The 17,385-nt window shown below is 60.7% G+C and carries 14 protein-coding genes and 1 tRNA gene; 9 read left to right on the top strand and 6 right to left on the bottom strand.

Annotated features, from left to right (window positions below; genetic code table 11):
- Both VNX23_RS19310 and VNX23_RS19305 read left to right on the top strand, forming a co-directional pair.
- Positions 1-316 (top strand): hypothetical protein (locus tag VNX23_RS19310; protein ID WP_325632596.1); only part of this gene is annotated, 316 nt, incomplete at its 5' end.
- Positions 317-426: 110 nt separating this feature from the next.
- Complete coding sequence (locus VNX23_RS19305) at positions 427-903, top strand: Rid family detoxifying hydrolase (protein ID WP_325632594.1); 477 nt, start codon at positions 427-429, stop codon at positions 901-903.
- Between the two features lie 1,549 nt (positions 904-2,452).
- Here the strand turns inward: VNX23_RS19305 and VNX23_RS19300 are convergent.
- The 3 genes from VNX23_RS19300 to VNX23_RS19290 form a co-directional block, all read right to left on the bottom strand.
- Positions 2,453-2,947, bottom strand: coding sequence for a hypothetical protein (locus VNX23_RS19300; protein WP_325632593.1), 495 nt, complete (start codon positions 2,945-2,947; stop codon positions 2,453-2,455).
- A 111-nt stretch (positions 2,948-3,058) separates the two neighbouring features.
- Positions 3,059-3,664 carry a DNA ligase gene (locus VNX23_RS19295; protein ID WP_325632591.1) on the bottom strand — a complete coding sequence of 202 codons (606 nt, stop codon included), beginning with the start codon at positions 3,662-3,664 and terminating at the stop codon, positions 3,059-3,061.
- Positions 3,665-3,811: 147 nt separating this feature from the next.
- Positions 3,812-4,609 (bottom strand): Crp/Fnr family transcriptional regulator, encoded by a 798-nt coding sequence (locus VNX23_RS19290; protein WP_325632589.1) that lies wholly within the window; start codon positions 4,607-4,609, stop codon positions 3,812-3,814.
- Positions 4,610-4,765: 156 nt separating this feature from the next.
- Between VNX23_RS19290 and VNX23_RS19285 the strand changes: the two genes are divergently transcribed.
- Positions 4,766-4,921: a hypothetical protein gene (locus tag VNX23_RS19285; RefSeq protein WP_325632587.1), complete on the top strand. Its 156-nt coding sequence runs from the start codon at positions 4,766-4,768 to the stop codon at positions 4,919-4,921.
- 408 nt (positions 4,922-5,329) lie between these two features.
- Here the strand turns inward: VNX23_RS19285 and VNX23_RS19280 are convergent, their stop codons facing one another.
- A complete protein-coding gene (locus tag VNX23_RS19280; RefSeq protein WP_325632585.1) occupies positions 5,330-5,593 on the bottom strand; it encodes a hypothetical protein in 264 nt (87 codons plus the stop codon).
- A gap of 44 nt (positions 5,594-5,637) precedes the next feature.
- Positions 5,638-5,949 (bottom strand): hypothetical protein, encoded by a 312-nt coding sequence (locus VNX23_RS19275; RefSeq protein WP_325632584.1) that lies wholly within the window; start codon positions 5,947-5,949, stop codon positions 5,638-5,640.
- 402 nt (positions 5,950-6,351) lie between these two features.
- Here VNX23_RS19275 and VNX23_RS19270 point away from each other — a divergent pair, with 402 nt between their 5' ends.
- The 3 genes from VNX23_RS19270 to VNX23_RS19260 all read left to right on the top strand — a co-directional run bounded on the left by VNX23_RS19270 (position 6,352) and on the right by VNX23_RS19260 (position 7,944).
- Positions 6,352-6,492: a hypothetical protein gene (locus VNX23_RS19270; RefSeq protein ID WP_325632582.1), complete on the top strand. Its 141-nt coding sequence runs from the start codon at positions 6,352-6,354 to the stop codon at positions 6,490-6,492.
- Positions 6,493-6,694: 202 nt separating this feature from the next.
- Positions 6,695-6,871, top strand: coding sequence for a hypothetical protein (locus tag VNX23_RS19265; RefSeq protein WP_325632581.1), 177 nt, complete (start codon positions 6,695-6,697; stop codon positions 6,869-6,871).
- Positions 6,868-7,944: a tyrosine-type recombinase/integrase gene (locus tag VNX23_RS19260; RefSeq protein ID WP_325632579.1), complete on the top strand. Its 1,077-nt coding sequence runs from the start codon at positions 6,868-6,870 to the stop codon at positions 7,942-7,944. The genes VNX23_RS19265 and VNX23_RS19260 overlap by 4 nt, the downstream gene beginning before the upstream one ends.
- 28 nt (positions 7,945-7,972) lie before the next feature.
- Here the strand turns inward: VNX23_RS19260 and VNX23_RS19255 are convergent.
- Positions 7,973-8,049: transfer RNA gene (locus VNX23_RS19255), tRNA-Arg, on the bottom strand.
- A gap of 296 nt (positions 8,050-8,345) precedes the next feature.
- Between VNX23_RS19255 and VNX23_RS19250 the strand changes: the two genes are divergently transcribed.
- The 3 genes from VNX23_RS19250 to VNX23_RS19240 all read left to right on the top strand — a co-directional run.
- The gene (locus VNX23_RS19250; protein WP_325632577.1) at positions 8,346-13,553 is read left to right on the top strand and encodes an alpha-2-macroglobulin; all 5,208 of its coding nucleotides are present in this window, start codon (positions 8,346-8,348) and stop codon (positions 13,551-13,553) included.
- Positions 13,550-15,787 (top strand): penicillin-binding protein 1C, encoded by a 2,238-nt coding sequence (gene pbpC / locus VNX23_RS19245; RefSeq protein ID WP_414643032.1) that lies wholly within the window; start codon positions 13,550-13,552, stop codon positions 15,785-15,787. The genes VNX23_RS19250 and pbpC overlap by 4 nt, the downstream gene beginning before the upstream one ends.
- Positions 15,788-15,837: 50 nt before the next feature.
- Positions 15,838-17,385 (top strand): glycosyltransferase family 39 protein (locus tag VNX23_RS19240; protein WP_325632573.1); only part of this gene is annotated, 1,548 nt, incomplete at its 3' end.

Genomic DNA, 17,385 nt, shown 5'->3' with positions numbered 1-17,385 from the left:
TCTAGGCGGCGTCGCTGCCTCAGTAGGTCTTTTTACTTATTTTTTTATTGTATCGGTGAGGCAGAAAAGGAGCTGGAAAAATCTCTTAGTTCTGCTCGGATTTCTTCCATATCTCTATTCGCTGTACATCATTGGTGTTCTTGGGCTGTACACTATATTTGAAGGCATCGTCGGAGTGTTTTCTTTTTGGTCAATGATCGGTGGGCTCTTTTGGGTTTTTGTGGGATTTCATCTGATCTATCGGTTCTATCTGATGACGGAGATCGTCAGGCAACACGATAAAAAACGGCGCTGGCTTCGTCAAAAAGTGACATGAGCTGAAAATGGTGTGGATGCGTCTCGCGTCATCACCGATGTGGCAACACTGCTCGGCAGCGCGGACTTGGTGATCGAGTGACTCCGGCGCGCGCGCCACAGGAGGAAGTAATGAAAGCATCTCTCAAGGCTGCATGGCTTTTAATTGCTCTCGTCGGTTTTGCTCTTTGGTGCGCGACGCCCGCCACTGCCCAGAACGAACAAGTTCAATTCTACAACTCACCGGCTGCCACCGCTGCAAAGCTACCATTCAGCCAAGCGGTACGAGTCGGAGACGTGCTGTACATGTCGGGTGCCATCGGCCTCTTGCCGGGAACAAGGGAATTGGTTCCGGGCGGAATTGAACCTGAGACAAAGCAGGTGATGGACAACATCGAGGAGGTCTTGGAGGCAAATGGTTTAAATTTCGACGACGTTTTCAAATGCACAGTTATGCTTGCACACATGTTCAATTGGGGTGCATTCAACAAAATTTATGTGACGTATTTCAAGCCGGAGCGTTTGCCAGCGCGATCCGCGTTTGGCGCTAACGGATTGGCTCTGGATGCCGAAGTCGAGTTGGAATGCTGGGCCTTTGCCCGCAAATGATGGATATGGCTCCAGTGCCCGCCCGGCTCCGCGCCGAGCAGATTTAAGTCCTCGTCGATCTCAGCAAATAGACGTTCGATCTGCGCTCGCTCTTTCGGATCGGGGATTTCATCCAGTCGTTCGATGAGCTTTTGCTTTTGCGCGAGGAGCTGGACGATGGTCGTCATCTTGTGCCTAAGTCCCCAGCACGCCCCAAAGCAGTAAGCCGCAATAGATCAGCACCGCGAATACGATGTTGATCGCTAGGACAACTGCGAGATCGACCGGAAAATGCGGTCCTCGATCCATCGCCCACCCTAAAGCGACTGCGGCAATAATTTCCGCAGATCTTCCTATAGGGTAAGCAGATGCACGACGATAGCTCGTGAAGGCTTCACAGTTGCAAAAAAACCTGAACTGTTGCCGTGTGGCCTCATGAACGCTCGTGCGAAACAGTGCTGTCGGGCGGTCCGAAATCATCTTCCGCTGACGCGTTCCGAGCGCCAACAGCACAGTTGACAGTTCGACTCTAACCCATCTGACATGCAGCTGCTGCTACGGTAGTGCGCGGCCCACCGACCTGCACCTTGCCGTCACGATCCCTTTCGTCGACGGCGAGGTCGTCCAGTGGCTGACGCGGCGGGAGCGGCCGAAAGGGTCAAGAGCAAACCCAGATAATCACCACGGCCATCGGGAGGCCGATCCCTACGGCACCGCCAAGCATCATAATGAAATCTCGAAGCAGACCTGTTCCGACTCGAGCTGACATACCCTCACTCCGTCCGGCCCCCGCCAGCAGGGCTTCAGCTTGGTCGGGCGATGTTGTCGTGATTGCGTCGCCTTCACAGCGCAAAGGAAGTAGTCCTGAATGCGCGCGAGCCTCTTCCGACTTGACTGTGGCTAAAACTCACCACTCACGACAAACTCGTTCCCTTTCCCAGATTTACTGCGCGGCCTAATTGCGGCGGCGGCCTCGGCCTTTCTAACCCGCTCGCGTAGGTCATGTAGTTTGCGATATTCTTTAGCAAGCGAGCCGCGTAACCGACTCAGCGCTCTTATTCGGTCATTCGTGGTGGATAGGTCCATCGGATTTCCTCCCGCTGGCTTTCGGCGAGAGGCCTAAACGGACATTTCTGTCGAGAGTTCCTATATTTTATTTCACCCGCCCAAGGCTAAGAGAGAGACGCGGCTAACGATTGATTGGGATCCTGTTGCTGTAGATTGCTTATTACGCCGTCACCGAACTCACGGGTGTTCGCAGGGTATATTATCACCCCATGCGATCGGCGCGCCCGGACAGATACCTGCTAGTCTGAACAGTTCATCAGCAGATATGGGCTTCATCTCGTCACGTAAACGCCTCCATCACCCGCTCCATCGCCGGATGCTTCCGGTTCTTCACCTTGATTCCAATGCTTCAACCGGCCAGCCTGATAGGGCCGGTCCCGGCGCTTCGAGACCAAACCCTACTAATCCCAAGCGACAGGCGGGGCGCAAGAACGTCACCCATTCCTGATGCTTCCCAGTCAGACCGCAGCTCTAGGTCAGCGCCGACTACTTTAAGACCTGCTTATCTCTTGATGAAATTATTCATCGCATAGGGGATTATATCGAAATTCTCTGACGTCGAACCAGTATTGCAAAAGCCCTGCCACCAGCCATCAAAGTCATCCTCTCCGGTCACATGCAGTCTGCCGCTGTATGACAGGGCCTGCCCCGGAACGATGGCATTAAAAGAATTTGTCGCCCGAAACCAATAGCAAAAGACCCCGCCCTCGGTTCGGATCGTCCGTTCTAACCGGAAACTAGCGGGATTTTTCATGCTTTCACGCAGCATGATAGCGATGCTGAGGCCAGTCTGAAACCTCGCTTCTCTGATGCGCTTGATCTCGTCATCTTTGGCCCGCTGTTCAGCTAGCGCAATGCTCTGCACGCGATCGTGCTCGGCGCGCTCAGCAGCTGCCGCCGCGTATCTCTCATACCAACGGGCCGCCGCGGGCGCGATGGCGAAGATCACTGCGACGCCGGCGAGGAAAATAAGCACGAATAGCAACGCAGATTTCATTGCTTTGCCCCCTCATATGCGAGTGTTTCGCAATCAAAGCGGGAGCGCAAGGGCCATCAGCGTCGATCTCTAGAAGCGAAACGCCCGCCGGTTTTCCCGGCGGGGCCACTTTCATGAGAATGCATCCCTGACCCTATTCATTGCGGGATGGGTACGGTTCTTCACCTTGACCCAATGCGGCGACCCGCCGCCGCGATAGGGGCGATCCCGGCGCTTCGAAACCAGACCTTCGAGCCCCATATTGCAGGCGGCACGAAACAGGTCCGGGCCGATCTCTCCCTGCTCAAACGGGGCGGCGAAGATGCCGTCGCTGCGACGTGCAAGTAGCCGGGCTGAGTTGGTCTTGCGCATCGAGAGCGGCAGCTTGCGCAGGTCGTCACCGCCCTCGACGAGAATGTCGAAGGCGCAGAACTGGACCTCATCATCATGCTTGCGGGAGTGCAGGGCGTTGAAGTCCGAGATGCCGTCGACGCCGAGCACGACGGCCTCACCATCGAGGACGAACTGCCGCTGCCGGATCTTCCCCGCCGCCTCGACGATCCATGGATATCGGTCGGTCCAGTTGTAACCGCCTCTTGTGATCATGCGCACGCGATCACCATCGCGCTCCAGGCTGGGTGTCAGGTTGCGATGGAACCGGAAATCGAGCCGGCAGTCGCAAGGAGAAGCCGACGGTGTCACGCCCGCCGGCTTTTTCTCTGTCCGGATGCGGCCCAAATTATTTAAGCCATCCGGCGCATCCTTCTTTCCCAATAACCTGCCGTTGTTCCTATTGAGGAAATGCAGGCGGTGCAGGGGCAGATGACTCGAATTCCTTTTTCTCGTAACCGGATTGTTGCCATCGTTGATTCTAGCCGTGCATCATCACTTCACCAACGCACTGGCTAGGCTCGGTACGGCCGCTTCCGTGGCGTAAACCCCCCGCAGCACTTCCTCGAAGTGGTTCTTGACGTTTTCATTACAAAGGCAGGCCCGCTTCTGTAACGCCTCGCGATCGCGGACAAGGATCGAGCCGCGGCGGGTCTCGAGCACGCCCTCGGTCTTGAAAATCTGAATGACCCGGCTGGCATAGCTGCGGCCGACACCCAACAGGGTGGCGAGCTGTTCGTGGGTCAGCGTTACGACATTATCGCCGTTGGCGCGTTCCATGGCCGAGATGATCCACTTGGCCGTACGCTGCTCGATCGAATGGACGGCATTGCAGGCGGTCGCTTGAAACATCTGGGCCAGCAGGCAGTCGGCATATCGGGCAAACACATTGCGCAGCGAAGGGGAGGCGGTTTTCGCATCGTCGAGTTTCGCGATCGGTAGGCGCACAAACGGGCCACCAAATTTGACCGTCATGCGCGTATAGGCCGGCAAGTAGCCAAGACTGACGATTCCACCGACGGCGCCCTCGCGGCCGACCAGCATCGTCTCGACGTCGCGGCCGTCTTCGTTGGCCACCAGATAAGACACGAGGCTAGACCCGCAGGGAAAGTGGACGGTGTCAACGTTGTCGCCGGGATTGTAAAGCGGCGTGTTGGCCTCTGCCTCTTCGGGCGTTAGATATGGCGCGACCAGCCCAAAGTCGCTCGCGCTGAGCCGGCGCAACAGGTTGTTGTGCGGCCGATCGCCGTGTGCGGTGACATGTTCGAGTTCCCTTCGCTCGCGGCAATTCACAATACGCGCTCACCTTCGGAGGTTCCCTCTACTAGTGCACAGACAGAACGTTCGAGATGATAAGATGGTTTCAAATAGGAACCCGAGAATGCCCCGGCCGAAAAATCCGACGGATTTCTTTCATGCGTTGGCTTGGAACTTTTACCTGATGGAGTCGTGAGCGAACGCCTGCCGGATGACGTCCTGATCGTCGAAGACGACCCGATCATCGCACTTGGTTTTGAAGATACGATCAGCGGCTTCCGCCAATCCGGCGGCATGCGCTCGCCGCGATCGAACCGGCGATACTTCTCCGCCGTCCAGGCTTCTTGATCGCGGCATGCCTGCAAGTCTGCGTCGGTGCGGTTTGAAAAAAAGACTTTCCATGCCGCTTCGAAGTCGGCGCGGGCTTGATCGAAAGTCTTTGCCGTGCCGCTCGTGCATTCGCCCGGACGCGCTCCGGGATAGAAGCCACACTGCCATTCCCATGGCTCAGTTTCGTATGGATTGCCTGTTCGCTCCAGAGATCGTCCCGGCGTGGATATCGCCGCAATAAATCAGCCAGCATTGCTCGTGCGGGTGGTCGTTCGATCGGCGGCAGTGAGGGCGAACATGTCCGCATGATTTCGCCAATCGGGCGAGAAGGGAAGCCGCTAGATTTAGCGTTCGAGAGAAGTGCAACTTAGCTAGCACTAGGAGTGCGTTAATCTCGCAAGCGATTTCTCCAATCTGGAAAATCGTTTATCGAAGCCAGGATTTGACTACAGGGATTGCTGCAATAACAGCCGCTACAGCAGCCACCAATCCAATAAGAATCCCAGCCCAGAACCTTCGATTCTCGGCTTTCTTTCGAGCTTTCGCTTTTTTAACAAGCCAGTTTCTAACGAACTCATAAGGCGGATTGTTCTCGGGTTTGTCGCCGATCGGCATCCGATTTGCCAATCGATACTGCACTACTTCTTCGCCCAGGGTTTCGAGATACTGACTATATTCGTCCTTCGCCATAGCTGCCGGTTTATTTCTTCGCCTTCAGGCCGCCAGCGGGCGGCTTATTTTCTGTTCGGCCGGTCGCGTCGTACGTTCTGAAATTCTTCCGGCCCTCTGATGAGCCGACGCTTACGGCCGGCTTGATCCTCCGGGGTGGCTGTTGTGTCGGTCATCTCGTCTAGCGTGTCGCCCGCCAATTCGCGAGCGCGTCCTTTCGTGTCTTTGCGCGGCTTCTCGTCTTCCTTCACTGGGCTCCACTTGGCCTTTGCGGTCAGCCCAAGCTCGACCAGGCGGCGGATGGCAACCGCGAGTGCGGGATGATCCGGCTGCTTTTTAGCCCAATTCTTGATCTCACTCTGAAATTCTTCGGTCATGCGGACGCCCACGAGTGGTGCCGTGCCAGTAGCTGGCCTGCCGCGCCTTTTACGATTATCGTTTATTGACTTCTTCATGATTTTCCGATTATCATAAAAGCAAGCCGAGGGGAAGGTGGAGACTTCCGCCCCGGCTCTAACCCTAACCATGAGGCAATCATGACTAGAGCTGATTCAAATCATACCACAAAAGCCGGCGTCGATTCATCGCGTCGGCGGTTCGTTTCCCAATGCGCTGGCGCGGCCGCTGGCGGCGCTTTACTCGGCGTGAGCATTCCGCTGCCTGTCCCCGCAGGGCCGCTCCAGCGAGTCCCTGATCCAATCCTCGCGGCCATCGAACGTCACAAACACGCGGAACACGGAGCGGCCAGCCACGAGGACGGTGCGCGTTGGGATCTTGCGATGACCGAGCCCACGACGCTGGCGGGGCTATGCGCGCTGCTGGCGTACATCCAGGAAGGGACGGACGAGATTTTCGCGGACGACGAGCTGGCCAATATCATAACGAGCACCCGAGCTTGTCTCGCTCGACATCTTGGATGACCAAAGTGTGAATACAAATTAGTTGTAGTTGCCTCATTAAGCCAAATCATCGTTGAACGTACCGAACCATTCAAATCCCCGCTTTCCAAGGCGGACCGTCGAAAACACCCAATTCCCTGTCCGGGCGGTTTTCGCGAAAGAACTTGCGAACCACGAACGTCGGGTGGCCTTGGAAAGGCCGTCCGGCAGGGAAGTCCTTAAAATGTCCCGCGGCGCTCACAACTTTAAACAAGGCGATGTCACCAAGGCCATCAAGGGCGCGGTGAACGCTGGCTTGGCTGTGAAGCGTGTCGAGATTGATCGCGACGGGAAGATCATAGTTTTTGCTGGCCGGTCGGATAATCAGACGACGACGAACGAATGGGATGATGTGCAGTGAGGCACAAGTACCCCAAATACACTCACGGCTTTATCGACCACGACGGCACTCCTCGCTTTTATTTACGTTTGCCTGGTCGCAAGCGCGTTCCGTTGCCGGGTCTTCCATGGTCCCCGGAGTTCATGGAGGCCCGCGAGAAGGCGTTAAAGGGCGATTGGACGGCGCCGGAGCTGGGATCCAGCCGCACGAAGGCGGGAACCGTAAATGCCGCTCTTGTCTCATACTATCAGTCGAGCGCCTTCACGGATGGCCTGGCTTCAAGTTCGCAGCGAATGCGACGGGCAATCCTGGAGCGGTTCCGCGAAGAGCACGGTGAGAAGCGGATTGCATTGCTGCACAAGAAAGCGCTGCAGGCGATCTTAAGTAAGAAATCGCCGGCTGCAGCTGCAAACTGGCGCAAAGCGCTGCGCGGCTTAATCGATCATTGCTTGTCACTCGATACGCTGACGACCGATCCGCTTGTTGGTGTGAAACTTGTTTCGGTCAAGTCTAACGGTCACCACCCTTGGGGGCCAGAAGAGTGCAGCCAGTTCGAGGCCCATCATGCCATCGGGACTCGGGCACGCCTTGCCTATGAATTGCTGCTGCAGGTCGGGCAGGCGCGCTGCGATGTCGTGAGAATGGGGCGCCAACACGTTCGCAATGGCGTCCTGTCACTGCAGCGACAAAAAACGAAGGTGCCCTTCGATGTTCCGGTGATGCCGGCGCTACAAGAAGCAATCGATGCGATGCCGTCAAGCAATCACCTGACCTTCCTTGTGACTGCGAGGGGCGAACCGTTCACCGCTGCCGGTTTCGGAAACTGGTTTCGCCAGGTCTGCAATGAAGCTGGATTGCCCAGGCGCTGCACGACGCACGGCTTGCGCAAGGCCGCAGCTACACGACTTGCCGATCGTGGCGGGACCACAACAGAACTCATGGCCTGGTTTGGATGGAAGACGGCCAGCGAGGCAGAGCGTTACACCCGGAGCGCCGACCGAAAACATGCGGCAGCGAATGCCGGCAAGAAGCTCATTTCGGGAACAGGAATTGGCAAATCCGAAATCCAGTTTGCCAAAATTGACAATAAGTAATTGAAAACACAGGAGACGGAATCTTGAGTGGCGATCCCAGCAGGATTCGAACCTGCAACCCACGGAGTAGAAATCCGTTACTCTATCCAGTTGAGCTATGGGACCGCTTTTCGGCCTTATACCATTGCCAATATGAAAAATCCGCTTTCCCGCCAAGACTGATCCGAACCGTTTTCCGCAAGGGCGCGACAAAGCCTCAAGATCGCAGCCCCGTCGCTTCGGCTTGCCGGCAATGCCCGGCGCCGCCGGTGTCGGCTGCGGTCAGGCAAAGGTTAAGGCTTTCGGCAGGTGGTTTGGCTTTGCGACTCTTTCATATCCTTGTTCGGCTGCCATCAGTCCGTCACCTTTCGGCACAAATTTCGTTTAGCTAGCGGCCTTGTCGCCGCCCAGGGAGTTCCATCATGATCGGTTTCGTTCGCGCGGCAGCATTTTGCGCCGCGCTGGTGTTTGGCCTGGTGACGGCGCAGGCGGCGGATAAGGCCTTCAAACGTGACGATCTCGCCGATTCGGCGATCAAGCTGGAAGCCCAGATCAAGAGCGAAGCCGGGCCTGTGGCCAAAACCAATGCGTCCCTGAAAACCGACGCCGACACCGCCCTCCGCCGCAACGATTTCCGCACCGGCCTGCAGATCCTCGGGCAAATCGCCGCCACCGCGCCCGACGACAGCTCCAACTGGCTGCGCCTGGCCCGTACCATCTTCCAGATTCGGCCCGCCAATTTGAGCGAGCAGACCTTCCTGCTCGAGCGGGCCTCCACCGCGGCCTACATTGCCTATCAGCGCGCCGCGAACGCGCAAGAGGAAGCCGAGGCGCTGGCCGTGCTCGGCCGCGCGCTGTCGGAGCGCAAGCTGTGGCGGCCGGCGCTCGACAGCATGCGGCTTTCGCTCGACCTGCGGGAGGTCGCCGACGTGCGCGGCCAGTATGAGAAGATGCGCGACGAGCACGGTTTCCGGCTGCTCGACTACACCATCGATTCGGATTCGGCCTCGCCGCGCGCCTGCTTCCAGTTCTCCGAGGACCTTGCCAAGCGCACCGATTTTGCGCCGTTCCTGGCACTGGGGGGCAACGACAAGCCGGCATTGACGACGGAAGGAAGGCAGCTTTGCGTCGATGGTCTCAAGCATGGCGAACGCTACAATATCAATCTGCGCGCCGGCCTGCCCTCGGCGGTGAAGGAAAGCCTGGCGAAATCGGCGGAATTCAACGTCTATGTGCGCGACCGCAAGCCGTTCGTGCGCTTCACGGGCCGCGCCTACGTGTTGCCGCGCACCGGACAACGCGGCATCCCGCTCGTCAGCGTCAACACACCGGCGGTGTCGGTGAATGTATTTCGGATCGGCGATCGCAACCTGATCAACACCGTCATCGACAACGACTTCCAGCGCGCCTTGAGCCGGTACGAACTGTCAAGCCTCGGCGACGAACGCGGCGTCAAGGTCTGGTCCGGTGAACTCGCAACCGCCTTGACGCTCAACCAGGATGTCACCACCGCGTTTCCGGTCGACGAGGCGCTGGGCACCCTGCAACCGGGCGTTTATGTCATGACCGCGGCGCCAAAGGGCCCCGGCAGCGACGACGACGGATCGCTGGCGACCCAATGGTTCATTGCTTCCGACCTCGGTCTTGCCGCCTTCTCGGGCAATGATGGCATCCACGTTTTCGTCAATTCGCTCGCATCGACCGAAGCGGTCGCAAAGGCCGAGGTGCGGCTGGTCGCCCGCAACAACGAAATCCTCGCCACCCGTAAGACCGACGATTCCGGTCACGTCCTCTTCGAGGCGGGATTGGCGCGCGGAGAGGGCGGGCTTTCACCGGCCATGCTCACCGTCGTCATGAGCGACAAGGCCGACTATGCCTTCCTCAGTCTCAAGACCAATGCTTTCGATCTTTCCGACCGCGGCGTGTCCGGACGGGCCGTGCCCGCGGGCGCCGATGCGTTCGTTTATGCCGAACGCGGTGTCTATCGCTCCAACGAGACGGTCTATCTGACGGCGCTTCTGCGCGACGGTCAGGGCAATGCCATCACCGGCGGGCCGCTGACGCTCGTGATCGAGCGGCCTGATGGCGTCGAGTTCCGCCGTGCGGTGTTGGCGGATCAAGGCGCCGGCGGCCGGTCGCTGTCGGTGCCGCTCAATTCGGCGGTCCCGACGGGCACATGGCGGGCGCGTGCCTTCACCGATCCGAAGGGCCCTTCGGTCGGCGAGACCACCTTCATGGTCGAGGACTACGTCCCGGAACGACTCGAATTTGAGCTTTCGGCCAGGGAAAAGCAGATCAAGGCTGATCTTCCGGTAGAACTGAAGGTAGACGGGCATTTCCTCTACGGCGCTCCGGCCTCCGGCCTGCAGCTCGAGGGCGACATCCTGGTGGCGCCCGCGGCCGATCGTCCCGGTTTTGCGGGGTACCAGTTCGGCGTTGCAGACGAGGAGACCACCAGCAACGAGCGCACACCGATCGAAAACCTCCCGGAGACGGACGCCAAGGGGGTTGCGACCTTCCCGGTCGGCCTCGCCAAGCCGCCTTCGTCGAGTAGGCCGCAGCAAGCGCAGATTTTCATCCGAATGGCGGAAGCCGGCGGCCGCGCGGTCGAGCGCAAGCTCGTGCTGCCGGTGGCACCGAGCACCGCCATGATCGGCGTCAAGCCGCTGTTTTTGGGCAGGAGCATCGCCGAGGGCGATAAGGCCGGGTTCGACGTCTTGTTCGTGGCGCCCGACGGCAAGACGCTGGCGCGCGACGGCTTGCGATATGAGCTATTGAAGGTGGAATCCCACTATCAATGGTATCGCCAGAATTCATCCTGGGAATATGAGCCGGTCAAATCGACCAAGCGCGTCGCCGACGGCGATCTGGTCATCGCCGCCGACAAACCGACGCGCATCGTGCTGTCGCCACAGCCCGGCCGCTATCGCCTTGATGTCAAATCGACCGACGCCGACGGGCCGCTGACCTCGGTACAATTCGACGTCGGCTGGTATTCGGACGGCAGCGCCGATACGCCTGACCTCCTGGAGACCTCGATCGACAAGCCGGATTATCAGTCCGGCGACACCATGGTGGTTGCGGTCAACGCGCGCTCCGCCGGCAAGCTGACCGTCAACGTGGTCGGCGACCGCTTGCTGAAGACGCAGACGATCGACGTCAAGGAGGGTACAGCCCAGCTCAAGATCCCCGTCGGCAGGGATTGGGGCACTGGCGCCTACGTGGTGGCAACGCTTCGCCGGCCGCTCGATGCGGCGGCTTTGCGCATGCCGGGCCGCGCCATCGGTCTGAGGTGGTTCGACATCGACAAGAAAACACGAACGCTTCAGGTGAGTTTGTCGCCGCCGGTGCTGGTACGCCCGAACACCACGCTGAAGCTGCCGGTCAAACTCGGCGGGCTTAATCCCGGCGAGGACGCCAAGGTCGTCGTCGCCGCCGTCGATGTCGGAATCCTCAACCTCACCAATTACTCGTCGCCGGCACCGGACGATTACTATCTCGGCCAGCGTCGCCTTGCGGCCGAAATCCGCGACCTCTATGGGCAGTTGATCGACGGCATGCAGGGCACGCGCGGCCAGCTCAAGACCGGCGGTGACGGCGCCGGTGCGGAGCTGCAGGGCAGCCCGCCGACGCAGAAGCCGCTCGCGCTCTATTCCGGTATCGTTACTGTCGCAGCCGATGGCACGGCGCAAATCAGCTTTGACATCCCCGAGTTTGCCGGCACCGCGCGTGTAATGGCGGTCGCCTGGACCGCGACGAAATTGGGTCGCGCCTCGACCGACGTCACGGTGCGCGATCCCGTGGTGCTGACGGCTACGCTGCCGCGGTTCCTGCTCAATGGTGACCGCGGCACCATGAGCTTCGATCTCGACAATGTCGAAGGGGCTCCGGGAGATTACACCATTCACGTCACTGGTTCGGGGCCCGTCAAAGTCTCCGGCAATCCCGCCGCGACCGTGAGGCTTGCGGCGAAGCAGCGCAGCTCCATGTCGCTCTCGCTCGATGCCGCCGGCACCGGAACCGCCAACCTTGATGTCGATATCAAGGGCCCGAACGGGCTGACGCTGGCGCGGCATTATGCGCTCGACGTCAAGGCCGCGACGCAAATCCTTGCGCGCCGCACGATCCGCACCCTTGCCAAGGGCGAGAGCCTGACGCTGACGAGCGACATGTTCTCCGATCTGGTAGCGGGCACCGGCAGCGTCTCGCTCTCCGTCGGCCTGTCCACGGCGCTCGATGCGGCGACCATCCTGAAGGCGCTTGACCGCTATCCCTTTGGTTGCTCCGAGCAGATCACCAGCCGCGCCTTGCCGCTGCTCTATGTCAATGAACTGGCGGCCGGCGCGCATCTGGCGACGGACAGTGAAGTCGATCAGCGCATCAAGGACGCCATCGAACGTCTGCTCGCCCGGCAGGGCTCGAACGGATCGTTCGGTCTGTGGTCGGCGGGCGGCGACGATGCGTGGCTCGATGCCTATGTCACGGATTTCCTGACCCGGGCGCGCGAGAAGGGCTTTGTCGTGCCGGATGTGCTGTTCAGGAGCGCGCTCGAGCGCATCCGCAACACCGTCGTCAATGCCAACGAACCCGAAAAGGACGGCGGGCGAGACCTCGCTTACGGTCTCTACGTGCTCGCCCGCAACGGCGCCGCGCCGATCGGGGACTTGCGCTATCTCGCCGACACCAAACTGAACAATCTGGCGACCCCGATCGCGAAAGCCCAGCTTGCGGCCGCGCTGGCGCTGGTCGGTGACAAGGGCAGGGCGGAACGGGTTTATGCCGCGGCCGTCGACAGTTTGGCGCCGAAGCCTGTGCTCGAGTTCGGCCGGGTCGATTACGGCAGCGCTTTGCGCGATGCAGCGGCACTGGTTTCGCTCGCAAGCGAAGGCAATGCGCCGCGTGCGACGCTGACCCAGGCAGTGGCGCGGGTGGAAGCGGCGCGCGGGCTCACGCCCTACACTTCGACCCAGGAGAATGCCTGGCTGGTGCTGGCCTCGCGGGCGCTTTCGAAAGAAACCATGGCACTCGAAATCGACGGCGCGCCGATCAAGGCCGCCCTCTATCGCAGCTACAAGGGGGCCGACGTGATGGGCAAGCCGATCAAGATCACCAACACCGGCGAAGCGCCGGTGCAGGCGGTGGTCTCGGTTTCGGGTTCGCCGATCACGCCTGAGCCGGCCGCTTCGAACGGCTTCAGGATCGAGCGCAATTTTTTCACCCTCGACGGAAAGCCGGCAGACGTGTCGAAGGCCAGGCAGAACGACCGCTTCGCGGTGGTGTTGAAGATCACCGAACCCAAGCCGGAGTTCGGCCATATCATGGTCTCCGATTATCTCCCGGCGGGGTTCGAGATCGACAATCCGAACCTGGTCTCCTCCGGTGACAGCGGAACGCTCGACTGGATCGAGGGCGGCGAGGAACCGGAGAACGCTGAATTCCGTGACGACCGCTTCACGGCCGCTATCGACCGCGCCAGTGACGACAATTCGGTGTTCACGGTGGCCTATGTCGTGCGCGCGGTGTCGCCAGGCAAATACGTGCTGCCGCAGGCCTATGTCGAGGACATGTACAACCCCTCGCGCTATGGCCGAACCGGCACCGGTTCGGTCGAGGTGAGACCGGCCAGATGAGTGAGCCAAGCCAGGAAATTTCCTCGCCATGCCCGGGCTTGTCCCGAGCATCCACGCCCTTGATCTCCGCCGGAGAAGACATGGATGGCCGGGCAGAGGCGAGCGGAAGCGACGCCGTTCTTCGAACGGCTATGCCCGGCCATGACAGAACCAGAGGACAAAGCTCTGCGCGCAAGGTCATCCCTGCATTCGCCATCCTTTGCGTCCTCGTCACTGCAACCTTTGCGGCATGGTTGGTCTCACTCGGCCCATTGCCACTGGAAAAGGCGCGGGAAATTTCGACCACCATCGTCGATCGCAACGGCAAGCTGCTGCGTGCCTACGCCATGGCGGACGGCCGCTGGCGGCTCGGCGTCGATGCCAGGACGGGCGTCGATCCGACCTATCTGAAGCTGCTGCTGGCCTACGAAGACCGACGCTTTCGCAGCCACGCCGGCGTCGATCCGCTGGCTTTGGGGCGTGCCGCGATCCAGGTCCTCATTCGCGGGCACATCGTATCGGGCGGCTCGACCATCACCATGCAGCTGGCGCGGCTGCTCGAGCCGCGTCGCGAGCGGACCCTTTACGCCAAACTGCGGCAGATCGTCCGCGCGATTCTGATCGAGCGGCAGATGGATAAGGACGAGATCCTGAATCTCTATCTGGCGATCGCGCCGTTTGGTGGCAACCTCGAAGGCGTTCGTGCCGCATCGATCGCTTATCTTGGCAAGGAGCCGAAGCGATTGTCGCTGGCTGAATCCGCGCTGCTTGTGGCGTTGCCACAGTCTCCGGAGACCCGCAGGATCGATCGCTATCCCGACGCGGCACGCGCGGCACGCGACCGCGTACTCGACCGAATGGTCGAGGAGGGTGTCATAGCCGAGGACGATGCCATCAGTGCGAAAGTGAGTGCGGTGCCGCGCCTGCGCAGGCCAATGCCGATGCTGGCGCCGCATTCCGCGGATCAGGCGATTGTCTCAGTGAAAGCAAAGCCCGTTATCGCGCTGACGCTGGACCTGGCCTTGCAAAAATCGCTCGAGGCGCTGGCGCGCGACCGCGCGATCGCGCTCGGTCCCAATATTTCGGTTGCCATTCTCGCCGTCGACAATGCGAGCGGCGACGTGCTGGCGCGGGTCGGCTCGCCCGACTATTTCGATGAGCGCCGCGCAGGTCAGGTCGACATGACGCGCGCGCTGCGCTCGCCCGGATCGACCCTCAAGCCATTCATCTATGGTCTGGCGTTCGAAGACGGCTTTGTTCATCCGGAAAGTCTGATCGATGACAGGCCGATCCGCTTCGGCTCCTACGCGCCGGAGAATTTCGACATGACCTTTCAGGGCACAGTGCCGGTGCGCAAGGCGCTGCAAATGTCGCTCAATGTGCCAGCTGTTGCCTTGCTCGACCGCGTCGGCGCGAGCCGTTTGTCGTCACGGCTGAAGCAGGCGGGTACCGATCTGGTGCTGCCCAAAGACGAGGCGCCCGGGCTTGCCATGGGCCTGGGCGGTGTCGGCATCACGCTGCAGGATCTCGTGCAGCTCTATTGCGGGCTGGCGCGCCTCGGCAATACCCGGCCATTGCGCGAGATCGCGAGCCTGCTTGATGACGGCCGTGACTCGCTGCGTTTGCTGGATCAGGTCGCCGCCTGGCAGGTCGGAAATATACTTTTAGGTACGCCGCCACCGGAGAACGGCGTGCGTAATCGCATCGCGTTCAAGACCGGCACCAGCTACGGCTACCGCGATGCCTGGTCAATCGGCTTTGACGGCCGCATCACCATCGGTGTTTGGGTCGGTCGTCCAGACGGCGCACCGGCGCCGGGAATTGTCGGCCGCACCGCTGCCGCACCGATTCTGTTTGACGCCTTCGCGCGAACCGGAAAATTGCCGGCGCCGTTGCCAAAGGCTCCCAAGGGAACGCTGGTTGCGAGCAATGCCAAGCTTCCACTGCCGCTGCGGCGATATCGGTCGGTCGGCGAACTGGTCCGAACCGACGGAGAGCAGCCGCCGCGCATCCAGTTTCCGCTCAACGGGTCGCGGATCGACGCGACGGGTGCAGATGGCGCGTCATTTTCCGCGATGCCGGTCAAGGTCGCCGGCGGCGTGCTTCCGATCACGATGCTGGTCAACGGCGTGTCGGTGGGCGAACTCGACGGCCGCCGTCAGCGCCTGATCGAGCCGCCCGGCCCGGGCTTTGCCAGATTGACGGTAATGGACGCCAAAGGCGCCGCGGACACAGTTGTCGTCAGAATTCAATAGAGGTTTCCTAAGCGGTTGTCGCGACGATGGTTTCGGCGTATGCGGAACCGATGGAAGAGACCTATTCCCGCCCCCGATTTGGACAACCGCGCGAGCCCAGGAACCGGGTGGATCCGGGCAGCCTGCTTGCTGGCGTGCTTGATTTCGTGACCGGCAGCCATCTTCGCGCGGCGACCTTCCTGATGCTCTGCGGGCTCCTGTTGTTTCTGCCCGGATTTTTCAACATCCCGCCGATCGATCGCGACGAGCCGCGGTTCGCGCAGGCCACCAAGCAGATGGTCGAGAGCGGTGATTTCGTCGACATCCGTTTCCAGGACGACGTGCGATACAAGAAGCCGGTCGGCATTTACTGGATGCAGGCGGCGGCGGTCGAAACCGCCTCAGTGCTTGGTCTGCCGCGGGCGCAGGCGCGCATCTGGCTCTATCGCGTTCCGTCGCTGATCGGCGCGCTTGGCGCCGTGCTTTTGACCTACTGGACGGCTCTGACCTTTGCCACGCGGCGAGGGGCCGTTCTCGCCGCAATGATCATGGCAAGCACGGTCCTGCTCGGTGTCGAAGCGCGGCTCGCCAAGACCGATGCCATGTTGCTGTTTGCAACCGTTACGGCGATGGGGGCGCTGGCGCGGATATATTTATCGTGGCAGCGGGGCGAGGATCCCGTGCACCCGCCCTGGACGTGGCCCGCGATCTTCTGGACCGCGCTCGCCGGCGGCATCCTGCTCAAGGGCCCGCTGATCCTGATGTTTGTTGGCCTGACCATCGCCGCGCTTGCCGTTCTCGACCGCTCCGCGACCTGGCTTTGGCGGCTGCGTCCTGCCTGGGGCGTGAGCTGGCTTTTTGTTCTGGTGCTGCCCTGGTTTGTCGCCATCTTCTTGCGCGCAGGCGAAGCATTCTTTGCCGATTCCATTGGCGGCGACATGCTGAGCAAGCTGTCGGCACAGGAATCTCACGGCGCTCCGCCCGGTCTCTATCTCCTGCTTGCCTGGGTGACGTTCTGGCCGGGCGCACCGATGGCGCTGATGGCGGCGCCTGCGGTGTGGCGCGCGAGGCGGGAGCCGGGAGCACAATTTCTGCTGGCCTGGCTCGTGCCCTCCTGGATCGTCTTCGAGCTGGTGCTGACCAAACTGCCGCACTACGTGCTGCCGCTCTACCCGGCGATCGCAATCCTCACCGTCGGCGCGCTCGAGCGGCGGGAGCTGTCGCGATCCTGGTGGATGAGAGGCGCAGCCTGGTGGTTCGTGATTCCCGCACTCGCTTCCGCGATGGCCGTCGTCGGAGCGGTCGGCCTGACGCGCCAGCCGGTGTTTCTGGCCTGGCCATTCGTGGCTGCGGCCCTCATCTTCGGATTGTTCGCGTGGTGGCTTTACGATGACGCCCGGGCCGAGCGTTCCCTGCTGAACGCCATCGTCGCCGCGGCCTTTCTGGCCTTCGCGATTTATGGCGTCATTTTACCGGCAGTGAGCCCCCTGTTTCCGAGCGCCGAAATAGCGCGCGCGCTGCGCAAGGTCGCCTGCGCCGGGCCGAAAGCCGCTGCGGCGGGCTTTCACGAGCCGAGCCTGGTTTTCACGACGGGCACCTCGACGCTCTTGACCGACGGA

It is taken from the genome of Bradyrhizobium sp. (assembly GCF_035570375.1).
In the GTDB taxonomy this organism is placed as follows: Bacteria; Pseudomonadota; Alphaproteobacteria; order Rhizobiales; family Xanthobacteraceae; genus Bradyrhizobium.
This window is presented reverse-complemented; position numbering and strand designations above follow the sequence as displayed.